We start from the raw sequence: 18,390 nt of genomic DNA, 5'->3' as shown, positions 1-18,390 counted from the left end.
TTCCATTTCAATTTAATAATTGAAAGAAAATCCTAAAATATCCAATTGATAATCTTAGTTGTGATAAGCTAAGTAAATGGAGTAAGGAGATTAAAATTAGAGGAGGATGCGAATAAATGGTACCCGAAATGATACCATTTATTAAATAACTAGAACGTTTTAATTTACTATTAGTAAAAATAATATTTATATGTATAAATTAATCTTTAGAACGATCTATAATTTTGTTATTATAGGATATGTAATAGATGAAAAATTCAATTTTCTTAACGTATTGTCAACTTGTAATGTTTTTTTGTAGTTAGAACCGCCAAACTTCAGCAAAAACAATCAAAAAAATTTAAAAAGTTTTGTCAAAAGCAGAGGAATTTAAAGTAATATCGTTGAATAGTAAACATTGACTAAAGACTGTATTAAGTAAAGTGGAGGTTTGTGCGTAATTAGGAAGGAAGTGTTAAAGTGAGTCGATTTAATGAAGTAGTTGAACGACGCGGAACAAATTCATTGAAATGGGACATGACAAAGCAACGTTTTGGTGGAGAAGATCTCCTCCCTATGTGGGTAGCCGACATGGATTTTCGCGCACCAAAAGAGGTACTAGATGCCCTACACAATGTAGTGGAACATGGGATATTTGGATATCCAGCACATTCAGAGTCAGTCGATGAAGCTGTTCAAAGCTGGTTAAATAGAAGATACAACTGGTCAATTGACACTAATTCATTGATCTATACAGCAGGGATCGTACCGACAATTAGTTACATTATTCAGGCCTTTACAAAGCCAGGTGATCAGGTGATCATCCAGACACCGGTTTATTATCCATTTTATGATGTGGTAAAGAAGAACAATCGCGAACTGTTGCGTAATCCATTATCTTTTGATGGCGATCGTTATGAGATGGACCTTCAGCACCTTGAGTCTATCATTACCGAAAAAACGAAATTGCTTGTTCTTTGTCATCCACATAATCCAGTTGGGCGAGTTTGGAAGAGAGAAGAGCTTGAGGCATTAGCCGCATTATGTGAAAAACATGGTTTGCTTGTCGTTTCAGATGAAATCCATGCGGATTTACTCTTTGAAGGGCAAACTCATATCCCGTTCGCATCTGTGAATAGTGATGCTGCACAACGAACGTTTACTTGCCTTGCTCCAAGTAAGACATTTAACTTGGCTGGAATTCAAACTTCATATGTCGTGGTCGAAAACAAACAATACCACAAACAATTAAATAATCATCTTGCAAATACGTTCGCTAATATGACTAATTCTTTTGCCGAAGTAGCCACTGAAGCTGCTTATAACCATGGAGAAGAATGGTTAAGTGAATTAATGAGTTATGTGGAGGACAATTACAAGTTTGTTAAGCAATTTGTGAATGAACATATGCCGAAATTACGAGTGATGGATTCTGAGGGTACGTACCTATTATGGTTAGACTGTTCAAAATTGCCACTTACATCAACTGAGCGGAAGAAATGGCTGATTGAAGAGGCGAAGCTTGCATTAAATCCAGGTGCTATTTTTGGTGAGGAAGGGCAAGATTTTGAACGAATCAACCTGGCCTGTCCTAGAGCAACATTACAAGAAGGTCTTGAACGGTTAAAGGATGCATATACGAAGCGAGCTTTTTAAATAATATTAAATAAGTGCGGTGTGAATAAATGAAAAGGTTGGATTATAATGTGTTGATTGAGGCATATGAGCGTGCAGTAGAGTTAGATCTTGAAGATGATTTTATTCAATTACTGAAAGAAGAGATTAGTGAACGAGAAAATAAAGGTCAAATAAAGAAAAGAATATCTGTTTAAAATTGCTTGCAGGAAATTCACCTTTTAAGTAGAAAATGTACTATAGTGACCATGTCTAGCCTTGAGTGACACATATTTTTAGTAATTATCTACAAAGGAGACATTTACGATGCCTATTCAAAACCTTTATAAGGAAATTGTAACAGAATGTAAATGTAAGCTTGACAGAGAGTTAACAAAAGAAGAAGTGGAACTCATTAAGTGGATTCAAGAAAAACATTATGAGTGCTTTTTCCGAAGGGTGAAAAGTTCATAAAAACTATAAAGATTTTCTAGAACAGTAACGTTTCTTAGAAAATCTTTTTTGTGTCCTGAGTCTGTCGAATAGTTATATAACCTGTCGTAATCTATTTAATAAGTGCAGTATATACTCATTTTGTATCTACTGGCCATTTATGATTAAATAAAACTAATAAAAGGAAGAGGGGAGTGGATTTTTTGAAAACATTTAAGCTCTATTCTCTTAGTTTGCTCGAAGGGAAAGATGGTAACGTTCATCAAAAACTCGTGCCAATTGAAGACGGACTTATTATTAATATGGAAAACCAGGATAAGTTATGGTACATAGAAGCCGTCGTAAGTGGTGACTATTTTAGTTATTTTAATTCGGTGAAGGAAAACCAAGGCCATGTCCTTGTTGATGTCGTCATTACGAGCAAAGGAAATCACCCTGCTGCTATGATAACGAACGTTCATACAATTACAAAGTTATCAAATGAGAGCATTAGTGTCTTACTTGAAGCGAAATTAGCGTTAAAGAAAGATGATATCATTGAGGATGTATTAAAAGAGCTTGTCCAAGAAGGGTACTCTCAAGAAGAATTACTACGTGAATTTAAAAATAAAATGGATAATTTGGCTACTCACCCAGAAAGTGCATTAGGAACAATTTACCGTTCAGTACAAGCGAGTGGGTTATACAATTTAAAATAATGAAACAAGGATGCTCCGGTTATGGAGCATCTTTTTGTTTATAAAAGGTTCTTTTTTAGATAGCAATAGTTGTTGCATCAGTTAATTTAAATATGAGGGTATAAAGGGTAAAGTCTTTCTCATACTAACAAGGTACTTATAATGTTGTTTAGGGACGGGGGAGGCCTGACATGCAAGAAAAGGATAAATGGGCGATTTTCTCGATTTCTTCAATTCCTTTAGTGATGACCTTAGGAAACTCTATGCTAATTCCAGTATTACCACAAATAGAAAAAGAGCTGGGGATAAGCTCATTTCAAGTAAGTATGTTGATAACCGTATATTCAATTGTTGCTATCCTTTGTATTCCAGTTGCAGGATACATTTCGGACCATATTGGAAGAAAAAAAGTAATCATTCCAAGTTTAATTTTAGCCGGTATAGGAGGATTTATTTCTGGTTTTGCTGGCTGGCAAATGGATAGCCCATATGGTGTCATGATCATTGGACGGATTTTACAAGGGATTGGAGCAGCTGGGGCGATGCCGATTGTTTTGCCGTTAGTAGGCGATATGTATAAAGACCAAAATGATGTCAGTAAAGGGTTAGGGATGATTGAAACTGCTAATACCTTAGGGAAAGTGTTAAGTCCTATTTTAGGAGCAGCCTTAGCTGTAATCGTTTGGTATATGCCGCTTTTGTCTATTCCGGTACTATGCTTTTTATCGATTGTTGGGATGCTTTTGTTAGTCAAAGTTCCACCAATGAGTGGGGAAGCTGTGGGATTTAAGCAGTTTATTAAAACGACTAAAGTGATTTTTAAGCGTGAGGGTCGATGGCTGTACGCTGTTTTTGTTATTGGTGGAATTTTAATGCTCGTTTTATTTGGTGTTCTCTTTTATTTATCAACTTTGCTTGAGGATGAATTCCAAATTGATGGCATTAAAAAAGGAATTATATTAGCGATTCCGTTAGCAGCACTTTGCTTTGCCTCTTTCACAACCGGAAAGGCAATTGGACAGGATAAGCAAAAGATGAAATGGTACACTGTTGCGGGACTCGTCATATTAACACTCGCCATCTTTACCGTTTCCTTTTCCAAGGATATCTATTTGTTGCTTACATGTATTTTCGCCAGTGGGATAGGGATAGGAATCGCATTGCCTTGTTTAGATGCATTAGTCACTCAAGGTATTGAGATGGAACAAAGAGGGACAATTTCTTCGATTTACAGTAGTATGAGGTTTGTTGGGGTAGCATTAGGACCGCCTATTTTTGCTGTGTTAATGGACACATCTCACTTTATTATGTTCTTTTTAAATGCAGGCTTGTGCCTATTCGCATTGATAATTATATTACTTGCTATTAAGCCAGAAGATCCAGTTAAACCAACTTGGGGTTAAGTGTTTTACTTCTTCTAAATCCTCGTTATACTTGGTATTAGAAGAGGAGAGGCTAAAATATGTATCAATTTAATGATTATAATAACTGTAATGTTCGCCTTACTTTTGAGGAAAACGGATTTACTGAACACCCAAAACATGTATGGGTTATTTGCAAATATGAAGATAAGTGGCTGCTAACCGATCATTCTAAAAGAGGTTTGGAATTCCCCGGAGGAAAAGTTGAAGAAGGGGAGACTTTGATTGAAGCGGCGAAACGTGAAGTATGGGAAGAGACAGGTGCAAGGATTAAATCTCTTCATTGGATTGGACAATACGAAGTGACCTGTGATTCTTCTTCCTTTCACAAAGCGATTTATTTTGCGGAAATAGTGTCAATAGAAGAGAAGTTACACTATCTTGAAACAGCTGGACCGACCTTATTAAATAGTCTACCGGCAAATATTAGAAAGAACACCTCATTTAGTTTTCTGATGAAAGATGAGGTGCTCCCATATTCATTACAACAAATAGCCAAGATGCAACTATTTTAGTTGTTCTTGGCTAGAAACGTTTTAACAAACGGGCTTCTAATAATTCAACAGCTTTATACATAACCGTTGCTAATATTGCTATTACGACTAGGCTCATGATTACTAGTGTGAAATTAAATACTTGGAAGCCGTAAATGATTAAATAGCCAAGACCTTGTTTGGAAACGAGAAATTCACCGACGATGACTCCGACCCATGCTAACCCAACATTCACCTTTAATGTTGAGATAATGGTTGGCAAGGTGGCAGGAAAGATGACATATCGAAAATTTTGTTTTTTGGATGCTCCAAAAGTCCTCATTACTGTTAAATAATTAGGATCAACTTCGCGAAACGCAGTATAGACGACCATCGTTGTTATGATAACGGAGATTAATGCCCCCATTGCAATAATCGATGTGAAATTTGGTCCGAGTCCAACAATTAATATGGGTCCTAGGGCTACTTTAGGCATTGAATTCAAAACAACTAAGTAGGGATCTAAGACTTTAGAGGTGAACCTGGACCACCATAGTACGGCAGCAAGAAGTGTACCTATCCCAGTCCCGAGAACGAACCCAAGTATCGTTTCAAAAAGGGTAACGGAAGCATGGGTGAAGAGAGATCCATCAGACAACCTTGTAACGAGTAGATCCCACACTCTTGAAGGCATGCTGAACAAAAGTGGGTCAATCCAGTGATTTCTTGCAGCTAGTTCCCAAATCGTAAAAAATGCAAGCAAAATTCCTAATTGAACCGCAAAAACCAATCTATTTTCTTTCTTTAAAGAAGCCAAATATTTACGGTGTAACAACTCAAGTTGATGATGCTTCAAGGCTTTCCATCTCCTTCCATATCATTTGGAACTGATCGTTAAAATGTTTATGCTGCCTTGCATCAAATGGAAGAGGAGACGAGATCTCGCTCGGAATTTCAAAAACTCGATGGATTCTTCCTGGTCTTGGTGAAAGTAAGACAACCCGATCTGACATAGCTATCGCTTCGCCTATATCATGTGTGACAAGGATTGCTGTTTTTTCTTCCGATCTTAATGTTTGAAAGACGAGATCTTCTAGTTTAAGTTTTGTTTGATAATCAAGTGCAGAGAAGGGCTCATCTAACAACATGAGAGAAGGGTTAGTCGCGAGCATACGGACAAGTGCAACTCGTTGACGCATTCCACCAGATAATTGATTGGGATAGAGGTCTTTTTTATCGCTTAATCCAAGTTGATCAAGCCACTGTAAAGCTAAATATTTTCCTTCCGTATTATAAGTGCCTTGAATCTTTTGTCCAATTGTTAAGTTGTCTTCAATCGTTCTCCAAGGAAATAGATAATCTTGTTGAAGCATGTAACCAATCTTAGTTGTTGCTTCCTTACTATCTTGATCATCTATTTTGATTTGTCCTGTACTTGGAGTGAGAAGACCAGCAATAAGCGAAAGCAGTGTTGTCTTCCCGCAACCACTTGGGCCGAGGATAGAGATGAACTCTCCGTCCTCAACCGTTAAGGAAATAGAATCTAGTGCTAAAGTGGCTTCCCGCTTTGTTACATATCCCATTGAAACATTGGTTAAAGTTAACGTTGACATCGCTTTAAGCCCCCTACTTTAGAACTTTCTCGGCGATAGAAGTATTTACGAGTTGGTCATATTCAACTCGTTGTGGCAATTCGCCGGCTTGATCCATTATCAATTGCAAATTATCCCAAGCATCAGGCTGCAGCAATGGAGATGTTGCATAAGATCCTTGTGATTTATAACGATCAACAACCTGCTCAATTAATTCAAGATCTGTATCTTCAAAGTAGTCAACAATGGCTTCAGCAATAACGTCAGATGGTTGTTCATCAACCCATTGCTGTGCTTTTGTAATCGCTCGAGTAAAGGCGACTAATTTTTCTTCTTCTTCTTGTAGATAGCTTTGTTTTGCCATGAAGACAGTATAAGGAACTGTCCCTGATTCTGTTCCAAATGATGCGATAATATGTCCGATGCCCTCATTTTCAAACATGGTTGCCTGTGGTTCGAATAATTGCACAAAGTCACCTGTCCCCGACGCAAAGGCGCTTGGAACGTTACCAAAATCAATATTTTGAATCAGGTTCAAATCACGATGTGGGTCAATTCCGTTTTGTCTTAAAACATGTTCCCCTACCATTTGTGGCATTCCGCCTTTTCTCTGGCCAAGAAACGTTTGCCCTTTTAAGTCATCCCATTCAAAAGAATCGAGTTTTTCACGAGAGACAAGAAAGGTCCCATCTGTTTGAGTTAATTGGGCGAAATTGATAGCTGGGTCAATTGCCTGTTGGGCATAGACATAAATTGACGTTTCTGCACCGACTAGAGCGACATCCGCCCCACCTGATAAAAGGGAGGTCATCGTATTATCACCACCCCATGTTGTCGTTAGTTCGAGGTTAATTCCCTCCTCTTCAAAAAAGCCTTCAGATATCGCAACATATAAAGGCGCATAAAAAATTGAACGAGTTACTTCAGAGACACGAATTGTTTCTTTGCTGCTTCCCCCGAAAGAACAGGCACTTACAATAATGATAATAAGTAAGAAAAGCAAGAGAGAAGCTTTTTTCATGGCATTCATGATGGTCATCTCCTTAGGTAGAATAAAGTAGTTGTGATAGTGTATGTATAAAGATGAAAATGTGTGTTTGCCCAATTTGTAGCGAAAGGATTTTATAATGATGAAATTGATTCATAAACAACGTATTCCTTCACCACATCCCAAAATTAAGCTTTATCTAATTACATACTGGAGTGAAGGATTAAAAGTAAAAGGATATATGGCTGTGCCTGAAGGAGAAGGACAATTCCCTGGTTTACTCTATTTACGAGGTGGGATTAAAAATGTGGGCATGGTTCGGATACAACGAGTGATTCAATGGGCTGCAGAGGGATTACTAGTTGTTGCCCCGTTCTATCGCGGAAACAAAGGAGGCCAAGGTCAAGAAGACTTTTGTGGCAATGATCGGAATGATGCGATTAATGCATTTGATTTACTTGAAAGTCATCCACAAGTCGATAAGAAAAGCATTCATATTCTAGGCTTCTCTAGAGGTGGAGTAATGGGCTTGCTAACAGCTCAGGCTAGACAGCAAGCAGCGTCAGTAGTTTGTTGGAATGGAGTAACAGATATGGTGCTGACCTATGAAGAAAGAGTGGATTTAAGAAGAATGATGAAGCGTGTGATTGGTGGTACACCAACGAAGTTTCCTAAAAGATATGCTTGGAGAACACCGTTACATTTTTTGAAGGATTTAAAAGCAAGAGTATTAATTATTCACGGAGTACAGGATGAACATGTCTCCATTCAGCATGCGTACCTTTTAGAAAAGCAGTGCAAGCTTGTTAACAAAGAGGTCAAGAGGTGGTACTTTGACCAGTTCTCTCATCACTTTCCTGTCGACTGGCAAAGAAGGATTTTAAAAGAAGCAGCAAAGTGGATGAAAAACGAATCAAGCATAATGGTTTGATTGTATGAGATGACAATGGATAGAAAATACTAGAAATAATTAACTTTATACTTACTATGGAGTTGGTTCTCTATCATGTTGCAAATCAACAAGAAGAAGCTCAAATTATGTGATGTAGATGTTTACTGTGAGTACGTGTTAAACAACAAGCCGCCTATTATTTTAATCCATGGGTTTGTTTCTTCTATCTATACATTTAATCGCTTAATTCCATTACTTGCGAATCATTTCTCAGTGATTGCATTAGATTTACCCGGATTTGGAAAAAGCGAAAAATCAAAGTCTTTCATCTATTCGTTTAGGAATTATGCCAATGTTATTACAGCTTGCATAGAGCACTTCCAACTTAAAAATGTCATTATTTGTGGACACTCGATGGGAGGACAAGTAGCTCTTTATACAGCTCAATTGATTCCAAAAAAAGTATCTAAACTTATTTTGCTATGTAGTTCTGGGTATTTAAAGCGAGCGAAGAAGACATTGATCTATTGTTCTTACTTACCTTTTTTTAAATATTATGTGAAACGCTACATTGACAGTAAGGATGTAAAAAAAAGCTTAGAGAATGTATTTTACAATCGTGATTTGATTACAGATGAATTAATGCAAGAGTATGTAACCCCACTCCGTGAAAAGAACTTTCCTATTTCTCTGTTACGGTTGCTGCGATATCGAGAAGGAGATTTAACGACGGATCAATTAAAGCAAATTCAAATTCCGACATTGTTAATTTGGGGAGAAGAGGATAGAGTTGTCCCTGTTACAATTGGCAAACGTTTAGTAGAAGATTTGCCACAAGCCCGATTAATAACGTACCACGAGACAGGACATTTGGTAACAGAAGAACGTCCAGAAGATGTTTATAATGAAATACTTACCTACACACAAGGGTGCAGGTAAGTAACTCCTAGTATGGAAAAACAATTACAGATAAAATCGAGGTTGTAGTCCCAATAATCGCGCCGATGATACAGTCTGTCGGGTAATGTAGACCAAGATACATTCTTGAAACGGCTACAAGAATGGCTAAAGGTATAATCGTGGCAGCAAGAATCGGGTAATGAATAGCAAATACGACACCGATGGCAAAGGCTGCAGTCGTATGACCGGATGGAAATGAATAGTCTTTTAATGGATTAGAGCAAGTATGAACATCGGGCAAACTAAGATATGGACGTTGGCGACAAGATAGTTTCTTAATTAATTGTACGATTAAATGACTTAAGATAATTGAAGCCAAAGCAACAATGGCAGATTGACGAATTGATCCTGGTAAAAAAAGTATGAATAAAAAAAGGAGAGAAAGTGAAAAAGTAGCGCCTCCTAAATGAGTCACCTTTGGTAGGAAAAAATCAAAAAAACGACATCTCCATTGCTGATTTACAATTAAAAAAAAACGGTTGTCGTGGAAAGAAACCCAATGAACAAAACGACTAATTTTAGACACCCCTTCCGCAGTTATCTTACTTACAAGTATAATACATTATTTTAAAACTTTCGTTACGATTGTGTGGTTTTTTACGAGGAAACTTAACGAGAACTTTACACCAATTATGTAAAATTTGGCTTACATCTCTAGTAAAGTTGAAGTATCAACTTTATAAAAGGGGAGACCAAATATGATGCGTATTGCTATTTTCACTGATACTTACGCACCTGAAATTAATGGTGTAGCTAGGACGTTGGAAAAACTCACTTGTTATTTAAGACAGAATGATATTGAGTTCCGTGTGTTCGCCCCAGACAATAAAGAGAGAATTCCGGCGATTCCTCATATTGAACGTTTCGCAAGCTTGCCTCTTTTTCTTTACCCAGAATGTCGCTTTGCTCTTTTAAATCCGCTTCATCTAAAGCAATCTTTAGAGGAATTTAAACCGACGCTTATCCATGTCGCAACTCCATTGAACTTAGGACTATATGGAGCCTATTACGGGAAAAAACATCAAATTCCAATGGTTGCTTCTTATCATACTCATTTTGATCAATATCTTACGTACTACAATTTAACATTATTAAAACAGTGGATATGGAAGTATATGGCTTGGTTCCATCGTCCGTTTTCTAAAGTGTATGTTCCATCTGAAAGTACAAGAGAAAGTTTAGTAAGAAAAGGTGTCCACGATCGTATTGAGTTGTGGAAAAGAGGAGTAGACCATACGCTGTTTACACCTGCTCAGAGAGGAGCAGAGGTAAGGGAAAAGTATCAGATTAAACAAAAACATATATTGTTATTTGTAGGCCGCCTAGCACCCGAAAAAGATGTTGAATTAGCTATACAAACATTTACGTCACTGCCTCAAACAATCAAACAGGACTCTCATTTGCTCATTGTAGGGGACGGTCCGTTATTAAAACCTTTATCTACACAAATTTGCAGTGAGAATATTACGTTTACCCGTTTTCTAGAAGGGGAAGAACTAGCGAAAGTTTATGCTGCAAGTGATGTTTTCTTATTTCCTTCTGCAACGGAAACGTTTGGCAATGTCGTTCTTGAAGCAATGTCATCTGGAATACCAGTAGTCTGTGCAAATACAGGAGGTGTCAAGCACTTAATTCAACACGGAGAAACTGGACTCATGTGCAAAGAAAAAGATTTAGACTCATTCGTCTCAGCGGTCACATTTCTTTTAACGAATCCTATTACTAGATTGAGGTGGGGAAGCAAGCCCGCCAAGATGCTTTGCATTATTCATGGGATGAAATCTTTCGAAAATTAATTTTGAGTTATCAAGATGTGATCGAGAAGAGGAGCATACAAACAGCTTGAGAGGCATCTTCTAATCAAGGAGTAACAGTTTTAAAATGAAAGACCACTGAAAAGATGAAAATCATCCTTTCAGTGGTCTCTTAAATTGTTCCATTCTTTATTTTGGACCAGCCGCTTTAATTTTGTCGCTTACATTATTGAATTTCAAGAAGTTATTTTTGAAATTATCTGCTAATTCCTTAGCTTTTTCATCATAAGCGGCTTTATCTTTCCATGTTTCTCGTGGTTGAAGAACATTATCAGGAACGCCTGGGCATTGAAGTGGGATGTGCAATCCAAAAAGTTCATCTGTTTTCGTTTCAACTGAACGAAGCTCGCCAGACAACGCAGCTTGCACCATTGCACGAGTGTATTTTAAATTCATACGATTCCCGACACCGTATGGGCCACCAGACCAGCCTGTGTTAACAAGGAAGACATCTACATCATGTTGGTCAATTTTCTCTCCAAGCATTTCAGCATAACGACCAGCAGGTAACGGAAGGAAAGGAGCTCCAAAGCATGTTGAGAATGTTGCTTCTGGTGAAGTAACTCCTCGCTCAGTACCAGCTAATTTACTTGTGTATCCAGAGAGGAAATGATACATCGCTTGTTCTTTGGTCAGCTTGCTGATTGGAGGCAAGACGCCGAATGCATCAGCAGTAAGGAAAATGATTGTATTTGGGTGACCAGCAACACTTGGCTGTAACGCGTTCGGAATTAACTCAAGTGGGTACGCGGCACGAGTGTTTTCTGTTAACGATGTATCATCGTAATCAGGTTGACCAGTTGTTGCATCAACTACAACATTTTCCAACACAGAGCCAAATCGAATTGCGTCCCAAATTTGTGGTTCTTTTTCTTTAGAAAGGTTGACGCATTTCGCATAGCAGCCACCCTCAATATTGAAAACGCCATTACTTGACCAACCATGCTCATCATCGCCAATTAATGAACGATTTGGGTCAGCAGACAAAGTTGTTTTTCCAGTTCCAGATAAACCGAAGAATAAAGCAACATCGCCTTCAACACCTGTATTAGCTGAGCAATGCATAGAAAGGACATCTTGTTCCGGTAATAAGAAATTCATAACAGAAAAAATCGATTTCTTCATTTCGCCAGCATATTCAGTTCCACCAATTAATACGACTCTCTCTTCAAAAGATACAATTACAAATGCTTCTGAACGAGTACCGTCACGCTCTGGATCTGCTTTAAATGTTGGAGCAGAAACGATTGTAAATGGTTTATTATTCTCTTCTTGAATGGTAGCGATTTCAGTTGGTCGTATAAATAACTGACGGGCAAAAAGTTGGTGCCAAGCAAATTCATTTACGACTTTTAGAGGAAGGCGGAATGTTTGATCGGCTCCTGCATATCCGTCTGAAACAAATAATTCTTCTTTTTTCCCTAAATGTTCCAGCACCTTTTGATAAAGAGAAGTGAACACTTCTTTTTCAATTGGCTGATTGACAGATCCCCATTCAATTTTGTCTGAAATGCTAGATTCATTGACAATGAATTTGTCTTTTGGGGAACGCCCTGTATATGCACCTGTTTCAACACTTAAAGCACCAGTTGAGGTTAGGCTGCCTTCACCACGCATGAGTGCTCTTTCAATAAGAGAAGAGATTGGCAGATTAAGTTGAACGTTTTCCTGAGTCATTAAATTTGTTAGTTCCGATTGTAAACTAAGTGTTTTCATTGTCGCAAAATCCTTTCCTTAAACTTATATTAGTTACCATTAATTTATAATTCTTGTTTATTAGTATAACACAATCACTTTAATAGTCTATACTATTATTTTAAAAATTTAAATGTGACATAATCCAACAAAAAACATGTTTACCTATTATAAATAGGAAAAAATGAGGGGAAAATCAATCGGACGTTCCTAAATTTCGACTTTGTGCATAGGATGGATGTATAAGAAATAAGGAGGCGTTCTGTGTGGATCAAGTATCAATGCTCGATCTTGCGACCGTTTCTGCCGTTGTCGCAGCGCTAGTTACTGTAGTGGGTAATGCATTTGGTATTGAAAAACAATATCGAGCTCTTTTGGCAATTGGCATAGCTGGTATCCTTTGGTTCATTCCAAGAGAATGGGGTGAGCAAGTATTAATGGCACTGATTATTGGATTAACCGCCAGTGGTGTGTATAGTCAAGTAAAGCCACGCGATAACCAAAATGATTTATTGAGAATGCAGTTAAGAGAAGAGATGAGAGAAGAACAACAAGTGGAACAAGAGCGGATCCGCAAAGAAGAGGAAAGACGAAAGCGTCGTGAAAATGTAACATATCAAGATGACGATACACCATATTAAATAAAGAATGAAATCAACGTATGTTGAGATACTAATCTTATCTGTTGTTAAAGGTTAGGACTAATTGGAATACTTATATAAGTTCGAATTAGTCCTGATTGCCACTTATTTCATTGGGATAGGTTGACAGTATACGACATGTGCGATATGATATGCGTCGAACGGATACTCTTATCCTGAGTAGGCGGAGGGACAGGCCCGAAGAAGCCCAGCAACCAACACTCGTAGCCATGAGTGAAAAGGTGCTAACCTGCAAGACTGTTTTGTCTTGAACGATAAGAGGCTAAAGGTAAACATTCAACCCTTTCCTCTTTGGAATAGGGTTTTTATCGTTTATACGCTGTACAGGAAGGTATTTCCCATTCGGTGGGACATGAGTGCCGTCTCAAAGAAAGACACATGCTAAGAGTAGGCAGTGTTAAAGGAGGAAATAAAATGACAGAAGTAAAAAGCAGACGTTTATTTACGTCAGAGTCAGTAACAGAAGGGCATCCAGATAAAATTTGTGACCAGATTTCAGATGCCATTCTTGATGCAATTTTAACAAACGATCCAAATGCACGTGTAGCGTGTGAAACATCTGTAACAACAGGTTTAGTATTAGTCGCTGGAGAAATTACAACAAACACATATGTAGACATTCCGAAAATAGTGCGAGAAACAATTAAAGGAATTGGTTATACACGTGCAAAATATGGTTTTGATTCAGAAACGTGTGCAGTACTCACTTCTATTGATGAACAATCAGCTGATATTGCTCAAGGGGTTGACCAAGCTCTTGAAGCTCGTGAAGGTCAAATGACAGATGCTGAAATTGAAGCGATCGGTGCAGGAGACCAAGGACTAATGTTTGGTTATGCAAATAACGAAACGAAAGAACTTATGCCTTTACCAATCTCACTAAGCCATAAGCTAGCTCGTCGATTAACGGAAGTTCGTAAAGAAGAAATTCTGCCATATTTACGTCCTGACGGTAAGACTCAAGTAACAGTCGAGTATGATGAGGCAGGTAACCCTGTTCGTATTGACACGATTGTTATTTCTACTCAACATCATCCTGAAGTTACACTTGAACAAATTCAACGTAACTTAAAGGAATATGTAATTAAACCAGTTGTACCAGAGCAATTAATTGATGAGGATACAAAATATTTCATCAATCCTACTGGTCGTTTTGTAATTGGTGGACCACAAGGTGATGCAGGTCTAACTGGGCGCAAAATCATTGTAGATACATACGGTGGTTACGCTCGTCACGGTGGTGGAGCGTTCTCAGGTAAAGATGCAACGAAAGTTGACCGCTCTGGTGCATACGCTGCGCGTTACGTAGCGAAGAATATTGTTGCTGCAGGACTAGCAGACAAATGTGAAGTTCAATTGGCGTATGCGATTGGTGTGGCACAACCAGTATCAATTTCAATCGATACTTTTGGAACAGGAAAAGTATCTGAAGAATCATTAGTCTCACTAGTTCGTGACAACTTTGACCTACGTCCAGCTGGAATTATTAAAATGCTTGATCTTCGTCGTCCGATTTATAAGCAAACAGCTGCTTATGGTCACTTCGGCCGTACAGATGTTGAGCTTCCATGGGAGCAAACAGACAAAGCTGCTACATTAAAAGAACAAGCAGAGTTATAAAATCTATTGAAAGCAGACTTCTTCGGGGGTCTGTTTTTTTAGGGCTAAACAATTAAAACACCTCCAATTGGAGGTGCAGTTTATTTTCCGAGTTCTTTTTGTATGACTAAGTGCCAATTTGGTCAAAATGAAACTAAGAGGGGGTGACCAAATTGGCACAAGACGTATTATGTGAAGTAAACAATTGTGTATATTGGGGCGAAGGTAACCAATGTGAAGCTGAAAGAATCTATGTAGTAAGCCACGCTGGTAAAGAAGCTGAAAAACAAGAGGAAACGGATTGCAAAACATTTGAACCTCAACATTAATGAGCACAGAAAAGGGCGAGTCGCTTCGCTCTTTTCTCTTCTCTAGTATTGATAATAATAATCAATATTATTCAGATCGAGATGAATTCTTTTTCGTTTCGTTAACTATTTGTTTATACATTCGTCCTTTTTTAACATAATCACTACGTACCCTTGCCATTTCTTCAATATCCGCTTTCGTTAAATCCCTCACGACTTTAGCAGGGCGTCCTAAAGCAAGGCAATTTGGCGGGATTTTCTTCCCTGGAGGAACGAGGCTCCCAGCACCGATAAATGCTCCTTCTCCTATTTCTGCACCATCAAGCACGATCGAACCCATTCCAATTAAAGCGTTTTTACGAATTGTACAGCTGTGTAGCATAACTTGATGGCCAACAGTAACATCGTCTTCAATAATTAATGGATATTTTGGGCTTTGATGAAGCATCGATTGATCTTGAATGTTGACGCGATTGCCAATGATCGTTGGAGAGACATCTCCTCGAATTACAGTTTGAAACCAAATACTTGACTCATCTCCGATAGATACATCCCCTGTAATAGTTACACCATCTGCTATAAAAGCAGTCTCTGCAATAGTAGGATATTTGTTTTCGTAACGATAAATCACTAAGGTCACATCCTTTTCGTTTTAGTAAAAAGTCGCTATACTTATTTTAACGTAAAATTGCACGTCATGGACCTTTTTTCAAAATTCATCGTCAAGGGGAGTAAATATGTGGAAATGGGAAGTGGCAGACCCGCGAGGAATCGTTGTTGTTGTACATGGGGCTGGGGAACATCATGGTCGCTATAAATGGTTGGCTGAAAGATGGAATGAACATGGCTTTGATGTTGTGATGGGCGATTTGCCAGGACAAGGCAAAACAAGAGGAAAAAGAGGGCATATTCAATCGTTTAATCAATATTTAGATACGGTTTGCGATTGGGTAGAGGAGGCTCGTCAGAAAGGGTTACCAATTATTTTAGTTGGTCATAGTATGGGAGGGCTTGTTGTCATTCGTACATTAATGGAAAGAAATGCAGCACTTATTATGGCTGTTATTTTATCTTCACCTTGCTTAGGATTGAGTCAGCCTCCTGCTAAGTCGAAAGATTTAGCAGCAAAAATGATTCATCGAATTGTTCCAACTATGAGTCAGAATTCAGGAATACGCTCTGAGTTGGTTACTCGGAATGAAGAAATCCGCGAGCTTTATTTGAAAGATGAATTACGTGTCACAAAAGTATCGGCAAGATGGTATCAAGAATTAACTAAAGCGATGCGATTAGCGATGCGTTATCCGGAGAAATTTCCGAACATTCCTCTTCTTGTGTTACAAGCTGGAGAGGATCATCTAGTTGACAAATTTGAGGTGCGAACATGGTTTGATCACGTCTCAACAACAGAGAAATTTTACAAAGAGTGGGATGGATTGTACCATGAGGTGTTTAACGAACCAGAAAGAGAAGATGTTTTTAGGTATGCCGTTGGGTTTGTCAATTTGCTTGTTACTTAAGTTAGCTCTTTCGTTGTTCATTGTAAAGAAATATGCTAACGTATAGGGTGGAATTACGAGGAGGAGAAACGTTTGACTGTCCCAACAAAACCAATCCCATTGTTAGTAAATGTATATCGTGAAGTTATCCCAACTGTTCATCGCTACTTTGATAGGTGGAAAAAATTTGCAGAGGTGATCCCGGACCCGGAGCTAAGATCGCAAGCTCTTGATGCGATTGCGAAAAAAAAGTTTCATTGCGAGGGTGGAGGAGTCTTTTCATTAGTGGCAAAAGACCGTATGGATGATCTAGTTCAATTTATTATTGCTTATCAAATTACATGTGACTATCTAGATAATTTATGTGATCAAAGTCCATCGCTTGATCCGAATGATTTTAGATCGCTACACCAAGCACTTTTAGATGCCCTAACTCCAGGTGCCAGCTTGAAAAACTATTATGAGTATCGGAAAGAATCCGAAGATGGTGGCTACTTACATGCATTAGTCCAAACGTGTCAAGGTATCCTTGAAACCTTCCCATCGTTTGAAAAAGTGCAGGAATCAATGCTTGAACTGAGTGGTTATTATGGTGATTTACAAGTTCATAAGCATGTTGTTAAGGAAGAACGGATTCCAAGATTGGAGAAATGGTTTTCCTTGCATCAGCACAAAGTTCCGGATATGACATGGTATGAATTCTCAGCATGTACAGCTTCTACGTTAGGAATATATGCAATGGCTACTTATGCAACAAAGCCTGATTTGACTGAAGAAACAGCTCAAATTATAAAAGAGGGATATTACCCTTGGATGCAAGGGGTTCATATATTGTTGGATTACTTTATAGATCAAGAAGAAGACATTGCTGATGATGAGCTTAACTTCTTATTTTATTATGATAGTGAAGAACAAATGATTGAACGTTTCCGTTATTTTGTTGATAAGGCAGAGGAATTTATTGCGAAGCTGCCAGATCCTGAGTTTCATCATATGATTATTAGAGGAATCATTGCTATATATATTGCTGATGAAAAGGTTCAAGGAGATAAAGAATTAAAAAAGAAATCGAAACAAATGATTAAGATGGGTGGATTACCCACTTTGCTTTTCTTTATGAATAGATGGATGTTTAGGAGAGATCAGAAAAAAAGTACAACCTGACTGTTATGTTCAGGTTGTACTTTTTTTAGCGTAGCCATTGATAATTAACTCTAATGCTCCTGTTTCTGGACAAATGACAAGTCCATGAATAGAAACGTCTTTTGGAATTAATGGATGGTTAGCAATCAACTCAACACTATGACGAACGCTATCTTCTACAACTGTAAAGCCGGTAAGGAAAGAATCCATATCGACTCCAGAGTATTGAAGTGTTTCGATGGTCTTACGATCAATTCCTCTTTCTACAGCTTTCGTTAAGATGTGATCTGGTTCTAACGAAGACATCCCGCAATTGTGATGGCCGACAACCATTACTTCATCAGCGTTAAGCTCATAAACAGCAAGTAAAATGCTTCTCATAATACTGCCGAAAGGGTGAGAAATAACAGCACCTGCATTTTTTATAATTTTAGCATCTCCATGTTTCACATTCATCGCAACGGGTAAAAGATCAGAAAGTCTTGTGTCCATACATGATAAGATTACTACTTTTTTATTAGGGAATTTAGTAGTTTTGTAACGCTCAAATTCTTTGTTTGCAACAAATTTTTCATTATGAGACAAAATTTTATCAAGTAGAGTCATCAGAATCTCCTTCGT

At 38.0% G+C, this 18,390-nt stretch carries 21 protein-coding genes and 1 riboswitch; of the genes, 14 read left to right on the top strand and 7 right to left on the bottom strand.

What is annotated here, in order from left to right:
• Nucleotides 1-459 precede the first annotated feature (459 nt).
• From BkAM31D_RS17685 to ytkD, 6 genes are all read left to right on the top strand, one after another.
• Nucleotides 460-1,635 carry a MalY/PatB family protein gene (locus BkAM31D_RS17685; protein ID WP_084372446.1) on the top strand — a complete coding sequence of 392 codons (1,176 nt, stop codon included), beginning with the start codon at nucleotides 460-462 and terminating at the stop codon, nucleotides 1,633-1,635.
• Between the two features lie 29 nt (nucleotides 1,636-1,664).
• Complete coding sequence (sda, locus tag BkAM31D_RS17680; RefSeq protein ID WP_084372444.1) at nucleotides 1,665-1,811, top strand: sporulation histidine kinase inhibitor Sda; 147 nt, start codon at nucleotides 1,665-1,667, stop codon at nucleotides 1,809-1,811.
• Nucleotides 1,812-1,920: 109 nt separating this feature from the next.
• Entirely contained in the window at nucleotides 1,921-2,067 is a 147-nt protein-coding gene (locus BkAM31D_RS23980; RefSeq protein ID WP_169801158.1) for a hypothetical protein, read from the top strand.
• A 182-nt stretch (nucleotides 2,068-2,249) separates the two neighbouring features.
• Nucleotides 2,250-2,744: a YwpF-like family protein gene (locus BkAM31D_RS17675; protein ID WP_066159078.1), complete on the top strand. Its 495-nt coding sequence runs from the start codon at nucleotides 2,250-2,252 to the stop codon at nucleotides 2,742-2,744.
• A gap of 170 nt (nucleotides 2,745-2,914) precedes the next feature.
• Complete coding sequence (gene bcbE, locus BkAM31D_RS17670; RefSeq protein WP_066159023.1) at nucleotides 2,915-4,126, top strand: bacillibactin exporter BcbE; 1,212 nt, start codon at nucleotides 2,915-2,917, stop codon at nucleotides 4,124-4,126.
• A gap of 59 nt (nucleotides 4,127-4,185) precedes the next feature.
• Nucleotides 4,186-4,659 carry an RNA deprotection pyrophosphohydrolase gene (gene ytkD / locus BkAM31D_RS17665; RefSeq protein WP_066159020.1) on the top strand — a complete coding sequence of 158 codons (474 nt, stop codon included), beginning with the start codon at nucleotides 4,186-4,188 and terminating at the stop codon, nucleotides 4,657-4,659.
• 10 nt (nucleotides 4,660-4,669) lie between these two features.
• On the opposite strand, the gene BkAM31D_RS17660 is transcribed toward ytkD, so the two are convergent.
• Genes BkAM31D_RS17660 through BkAM31D_RS17650 form a run of 3 tightly spaced genes read right to left on the bottom strand, consistent with a single transcriptional unit; the run spans nucleotide 4,670 to nucleotide 7,239 of the window.
• A complete protein-coding gene (locus BkAM31D_RS17660) occupies nucleotides 4,670-5,473 on the bottom strand; it encodes an ABC transporter permease (RefSeq protein ID WP_066159017.1) in 804 nt (267 codons plus the stop codon).
• Nucleotides 5,454-6,230 (bottom strand): ABC transporter ATP-binding protein, encoded by a 777-nt coding sequence (locus BkAM31D_RS17655; RefSeq protein ID WP_066159015.1) that lies wholly within the window; start codon nucleotides 6,228-6,230, stop codon nucleotides 5,454-5,456. Before BkAM31D_RS17655 ends, BkAM31D_RS17660 begins: the two co-directional genes overlap by 20 nt.
• Nucleotides 6,231-6,243: 13 nt before the next feature.
• A complete protein-coding gene (locus tag BkAM31D_RS17650; protein ID WP_066159013.1) occupies nucleotides 6,244-7,239 on the bottom strand; it encodes an ABC transporter substrate-binding protein in 996 nt (331 codons plus the stop codon).
• A gap of 97 nt (nucleotides 7,240-7,336) precedes the next feature.
• Between BkAM31D_RS17650 and BkAM31D_RS17645 the strand changes: the two genes are divergently transcribed.
• Both BkAM31D_RS17645 and BkAM31D_RS17640 read left to right on the top strand, forming a co-directional pair.
• Nucleotides 7,337-8,128, top strand: coding sequence for an alpha/beta hydrolase family protein (locus BkAM31D_RS17645; RefSeq protein WP_066159010.1), 792 nt, complete (start codon nucleotides 7,337-7,339; stop codon nucleotides 8,126-8,128).
• Between the two features lie 75 nt (nucleotides 8,129-8,203).
• Entirely contained in the window at nucleotides 8,204-9,028 is an 825-nt protein-coding gene (locus tag BkAM31D_RS17640; RefSeq protein ID WP_066159007.1) for an alpha/beta fold hydrolase, read from the top strand.
• 7 nt (nucleotides 9,029-9,035) lie between these two features.
• Here the strand turns inward: BkAM31D_RS17640 and BkAM31D_RS17635 are convergent, their stop codons facing one another.
• Nucleotides 9,036-9,575 carry a phosphatase PAP2 family protein gene (locus tag BkAM31D_RS17635; RefSeq protein WP_257391588.1) on the bottom strand — a complete coding sequence of 180 codons (540 nt, stop codon included), beginning with the start codon at nucleotides 9,573-9,575 and terminating at the stop codon, nucleotides 9,036-9,038.
• Nucleotides 9,576-9,747: 172 nt separating this feature from the next.
• On the opposite strand from BkAM31D_RS17635, the gene BkAM31D_RS17630 reads away from it, so the two are divergent.
• Nucleotides 9,748-10,845, top strand: coding sequence for a glycosyltransferase family 4 protein (locus BkAM31D_RS17630; protein ID WP_257391587.1), 1,098 nt, complete (start codon nucleotides 9,748-9,750; stop codon nucleotides 10,843-10,845).
• 147 nt (nucleotides 10,846-10,992) lie between these two features.
• Here the strand turns inward: BkAM31D_RS17630 and pckA are convergent, their stop codons facing one another.
• A complete protein-coding gene (gene pckA, locus BkAM31D_RS17625; protein ID WP_066159004.1) occupies nucleotides 10,993-12,579 on the bottom strand; it encodes a phosphoenolpyruvate carboxykinase (ATP) in 1,587 nt (528 codons plus the stop codon).
• 245 nt (nucleotides 12,580-12,824) lie between these two features.
• Here pckA and BkAM31D_RS17620 point away from each other — a divergent pair, with 245 nt between their 5' ends.
• The 3 genes from BkAM31D_RS17620 to BkAM31D_RS17610 all read left to right on the top strand — a co-directional run bounded on the left by BkAM31D_RS17620 (nucleotide 12,825) and on the right by BkAM31D_RS17610 (nucleotide 15,148).
• Complete coding sequence (locus BkAM31D_RS17620; RefSeq protein WP_066159001.1) at nucleotides 12,825-13,199, top strand: hypothetical protein; 375 nt, start codon at nucleotides 12,825-12,827, stop codon at nucleotides 13,197-13,199.
• A 168-nt stretch (nucleotides 13,200-13,367) separates the two neighbouring features.
• Nucleotides 13,368-13,481: riboswitch (SAM riboswitch) on the top strand.
• 153 nt (nucleotides 13,482-13,634) lie between these two features.
• The gene (gene metK / locus BkAM31D_RS17615; RefSeq protein ID WP_066158998.1) at nucleotides 13,635-14,840 is read left to right on the top strand and encodes a methionine adenosyltransferase; all 1,206 of its coding nucleotides are present in this window, start codon (nucleotides 13,635-13,637) and stop codon (nucleotides 14,838-14,840) included.
• A gap of 152 nt (nucleotides 14,841-14,992) precedes the next feature.
• Complete coding sequence (locus tag BkAM31D_RS17610; RefSeq protein WP_084372440.1) at nucleotides 14,993-15,148, top strand: DUF1540 domain-containing protein; 156 nt, start codon at nucleotides 14,993-14,995, stop codon at nucleotides 15,146-15,148.
• A 67-nt stretch (nucleotides 15,149-15,215) separates the two neighbouring features.
• Here BkAM31D_RS17610 and BkAM31D_RS17605 read toward each other — a convergent pair whose 3' ends face one another.
• Complete coding sequence (locus BkAM31D_RS17605) at nucleotides 15,216-15,758, bottom strand: gamma carbonic anhydrase (RefSeq protein WP_066158996.1); 543 nt, start codon at nucleotides 15,756-15,758, stop codon at nucleotides 15,216-15,218.
• A 106-nt stretch (nucleotides 15,759-15,864) separates the two neighbouring features.
• Here BkAM31D_RS17605 and BkAM31D_RS17600 point away from each other — a divergent pair, with 106 nt between their 5' ends.
• Nucleotides 15,865-16,647: an alpha/beta hydrolase gene (locus tag BkAM31D_RS17600; RefSeq protein WP_066158993.1), complete on the top strand. Its 783-nt coding sequence runs from the start codon at nucleotides 15,865-15,867 to the stop codon at nucleotides 16,645-16,647.
• Nucleotides 16,648-16,719: 72 nt separating this feature from the next.
• On the top strand, nucleotides 16,720-17,790 hold the full coding sequence (locus tag BkAM31D_RS17595; RefSeq protein ID WP_066158991.1) for a tetraprenyl-beta-curcumene synthase family protein: 1,071 nt from the start codon (nucleotides 16,720-16,722) through the stop codon (nucleotides 17,788-17,790).
• Nucleotides 17,791-17,799: 9 nt separating this feature from the next.
• Here the strand turns inward: BkAM31D_RS17595 and BkAM31D_RS17590 are convergent, their stop codons facing one another.
• Nucleotides 17,800-18,375, bottom strand: coding sequence for a beta-class carbonic anhydrase (locus tag BkAM31D_RS17590; RefSeq protein WP_066158989.1), 576 nt, complete (start codon nucleotides 18,373-18,375; stop codon nucleotides 17,800-17,802).
• Nucleotides 18,376-18,390 lie beyond the last annotated feature (15 nt).

Origin of the sequence: Halalkalibacter krulwichiae (genome assembly GCF_002109385.1) — a bacterium.
In the GTDB taxonomy this organism is placed as follows: domain Bacteria; phylum Bacillota; class Bacilli; order Bacillales; family Bacillaceae_D; genus Halalkalibacter; species Halalkalibacter krulwichiae.
Note: the sequence above shows the minus strand (reverse complement) of the source record. Positions and strands in the feature narration are given on the sequence as shown.

Excerpts from the sequence above, each read along its gene's own strand:
- sda (WP_084372444.1), top strand. The coding sequence starts at position 1,665 with ATGAAAAGGTTGGATTATAATGTGTTGATTGAGGCATATGAGCGTGCA.
- BkAM31D_RS23980 (WP_169801158.1), top strand. The coding sequence starts at position 1,921 with ATGCCTATTCAAAACCTTTATAAGGAAATTGTAACAGAATGTAAATGT.
- bcbE (WP_066159023.1), top strand. The coding sequence starts at position 2,915 with ATGCAAGAAAAGGATAAATGGGCGATTTTCTCGATTTCTTCAATTCCT.
- ytkD (WP_066159020.1), top strand. The coding sequence starts at position 4,186 with ATGTATCAATTTAATGATTATAATAACTGTAATGTTCGCCTTACTTTT.
- BkAM31D_RS17655 (WP_066159015.1), bottom strand. The coding sequence starts at position 6,230 with ATGTCAACGTTAACTTTAACCAATGTTTCAATGGGATATGTAACAAAG.
- BkAM31D_RS17650 (WP_066159013.1), bottom strand. The coding sequence starts at position 7,239 with ATGAATGCCATGAAAAAAGCTTCTCTCTTGCTTTTCTTACTTATTATC.
- BkAM31D_RS17645 (WP_066159010.1), top strand. The coding sequence starts at position 7,337 with ATGATGAAATTGATTCATAAACAACGTATTCCTTCACCACATCCCAAA.
- BkAM31D_RS17640 (WP_066159007.1), top strand. The coding sequence starts at position 8,204 with ATGTTGCAAATCAACAAGAAGAAGCTCAAATTATGTGATGTAGATGTT.
- BkAM31D_RS17630 (WP_257391587.1), top strand. The coding sequence starts at position 9,748 with ATGATGCGTATTGCTATTTTCACTGATACTTACGCACCTGAAATTAAT.
- pckA (WP_066159004.1), bottom strand. The coding sequence starts at position 12,579 with ATGAAAACACTTAGTTTACAATCGGAACTAACAAATTTAATGACTCAG.
- metK (WP_066158998.1), top strand. The coding sequence starts at position 13,635 with ATGACAGAAGTAAAAAGCAGACGTTTATTTACGTCAGAGTCAGTAACA.
- BkAM31D_RS17600 (WP_066158993.1), top strand. The coding sequence starts at position 15,865 with ATGTGGAAATGGGAAGTGGCAGACCCGCGAGGAATCGTTGTTGTTGTA.
- BkAM31D_RS17590 (WP_066158989.1), bottom strand. The coding sequence starts at position 18,375 with ATGACTCTACTTGATAAAATTTTGTCTCATAATGAAAAATTTGTTGCA.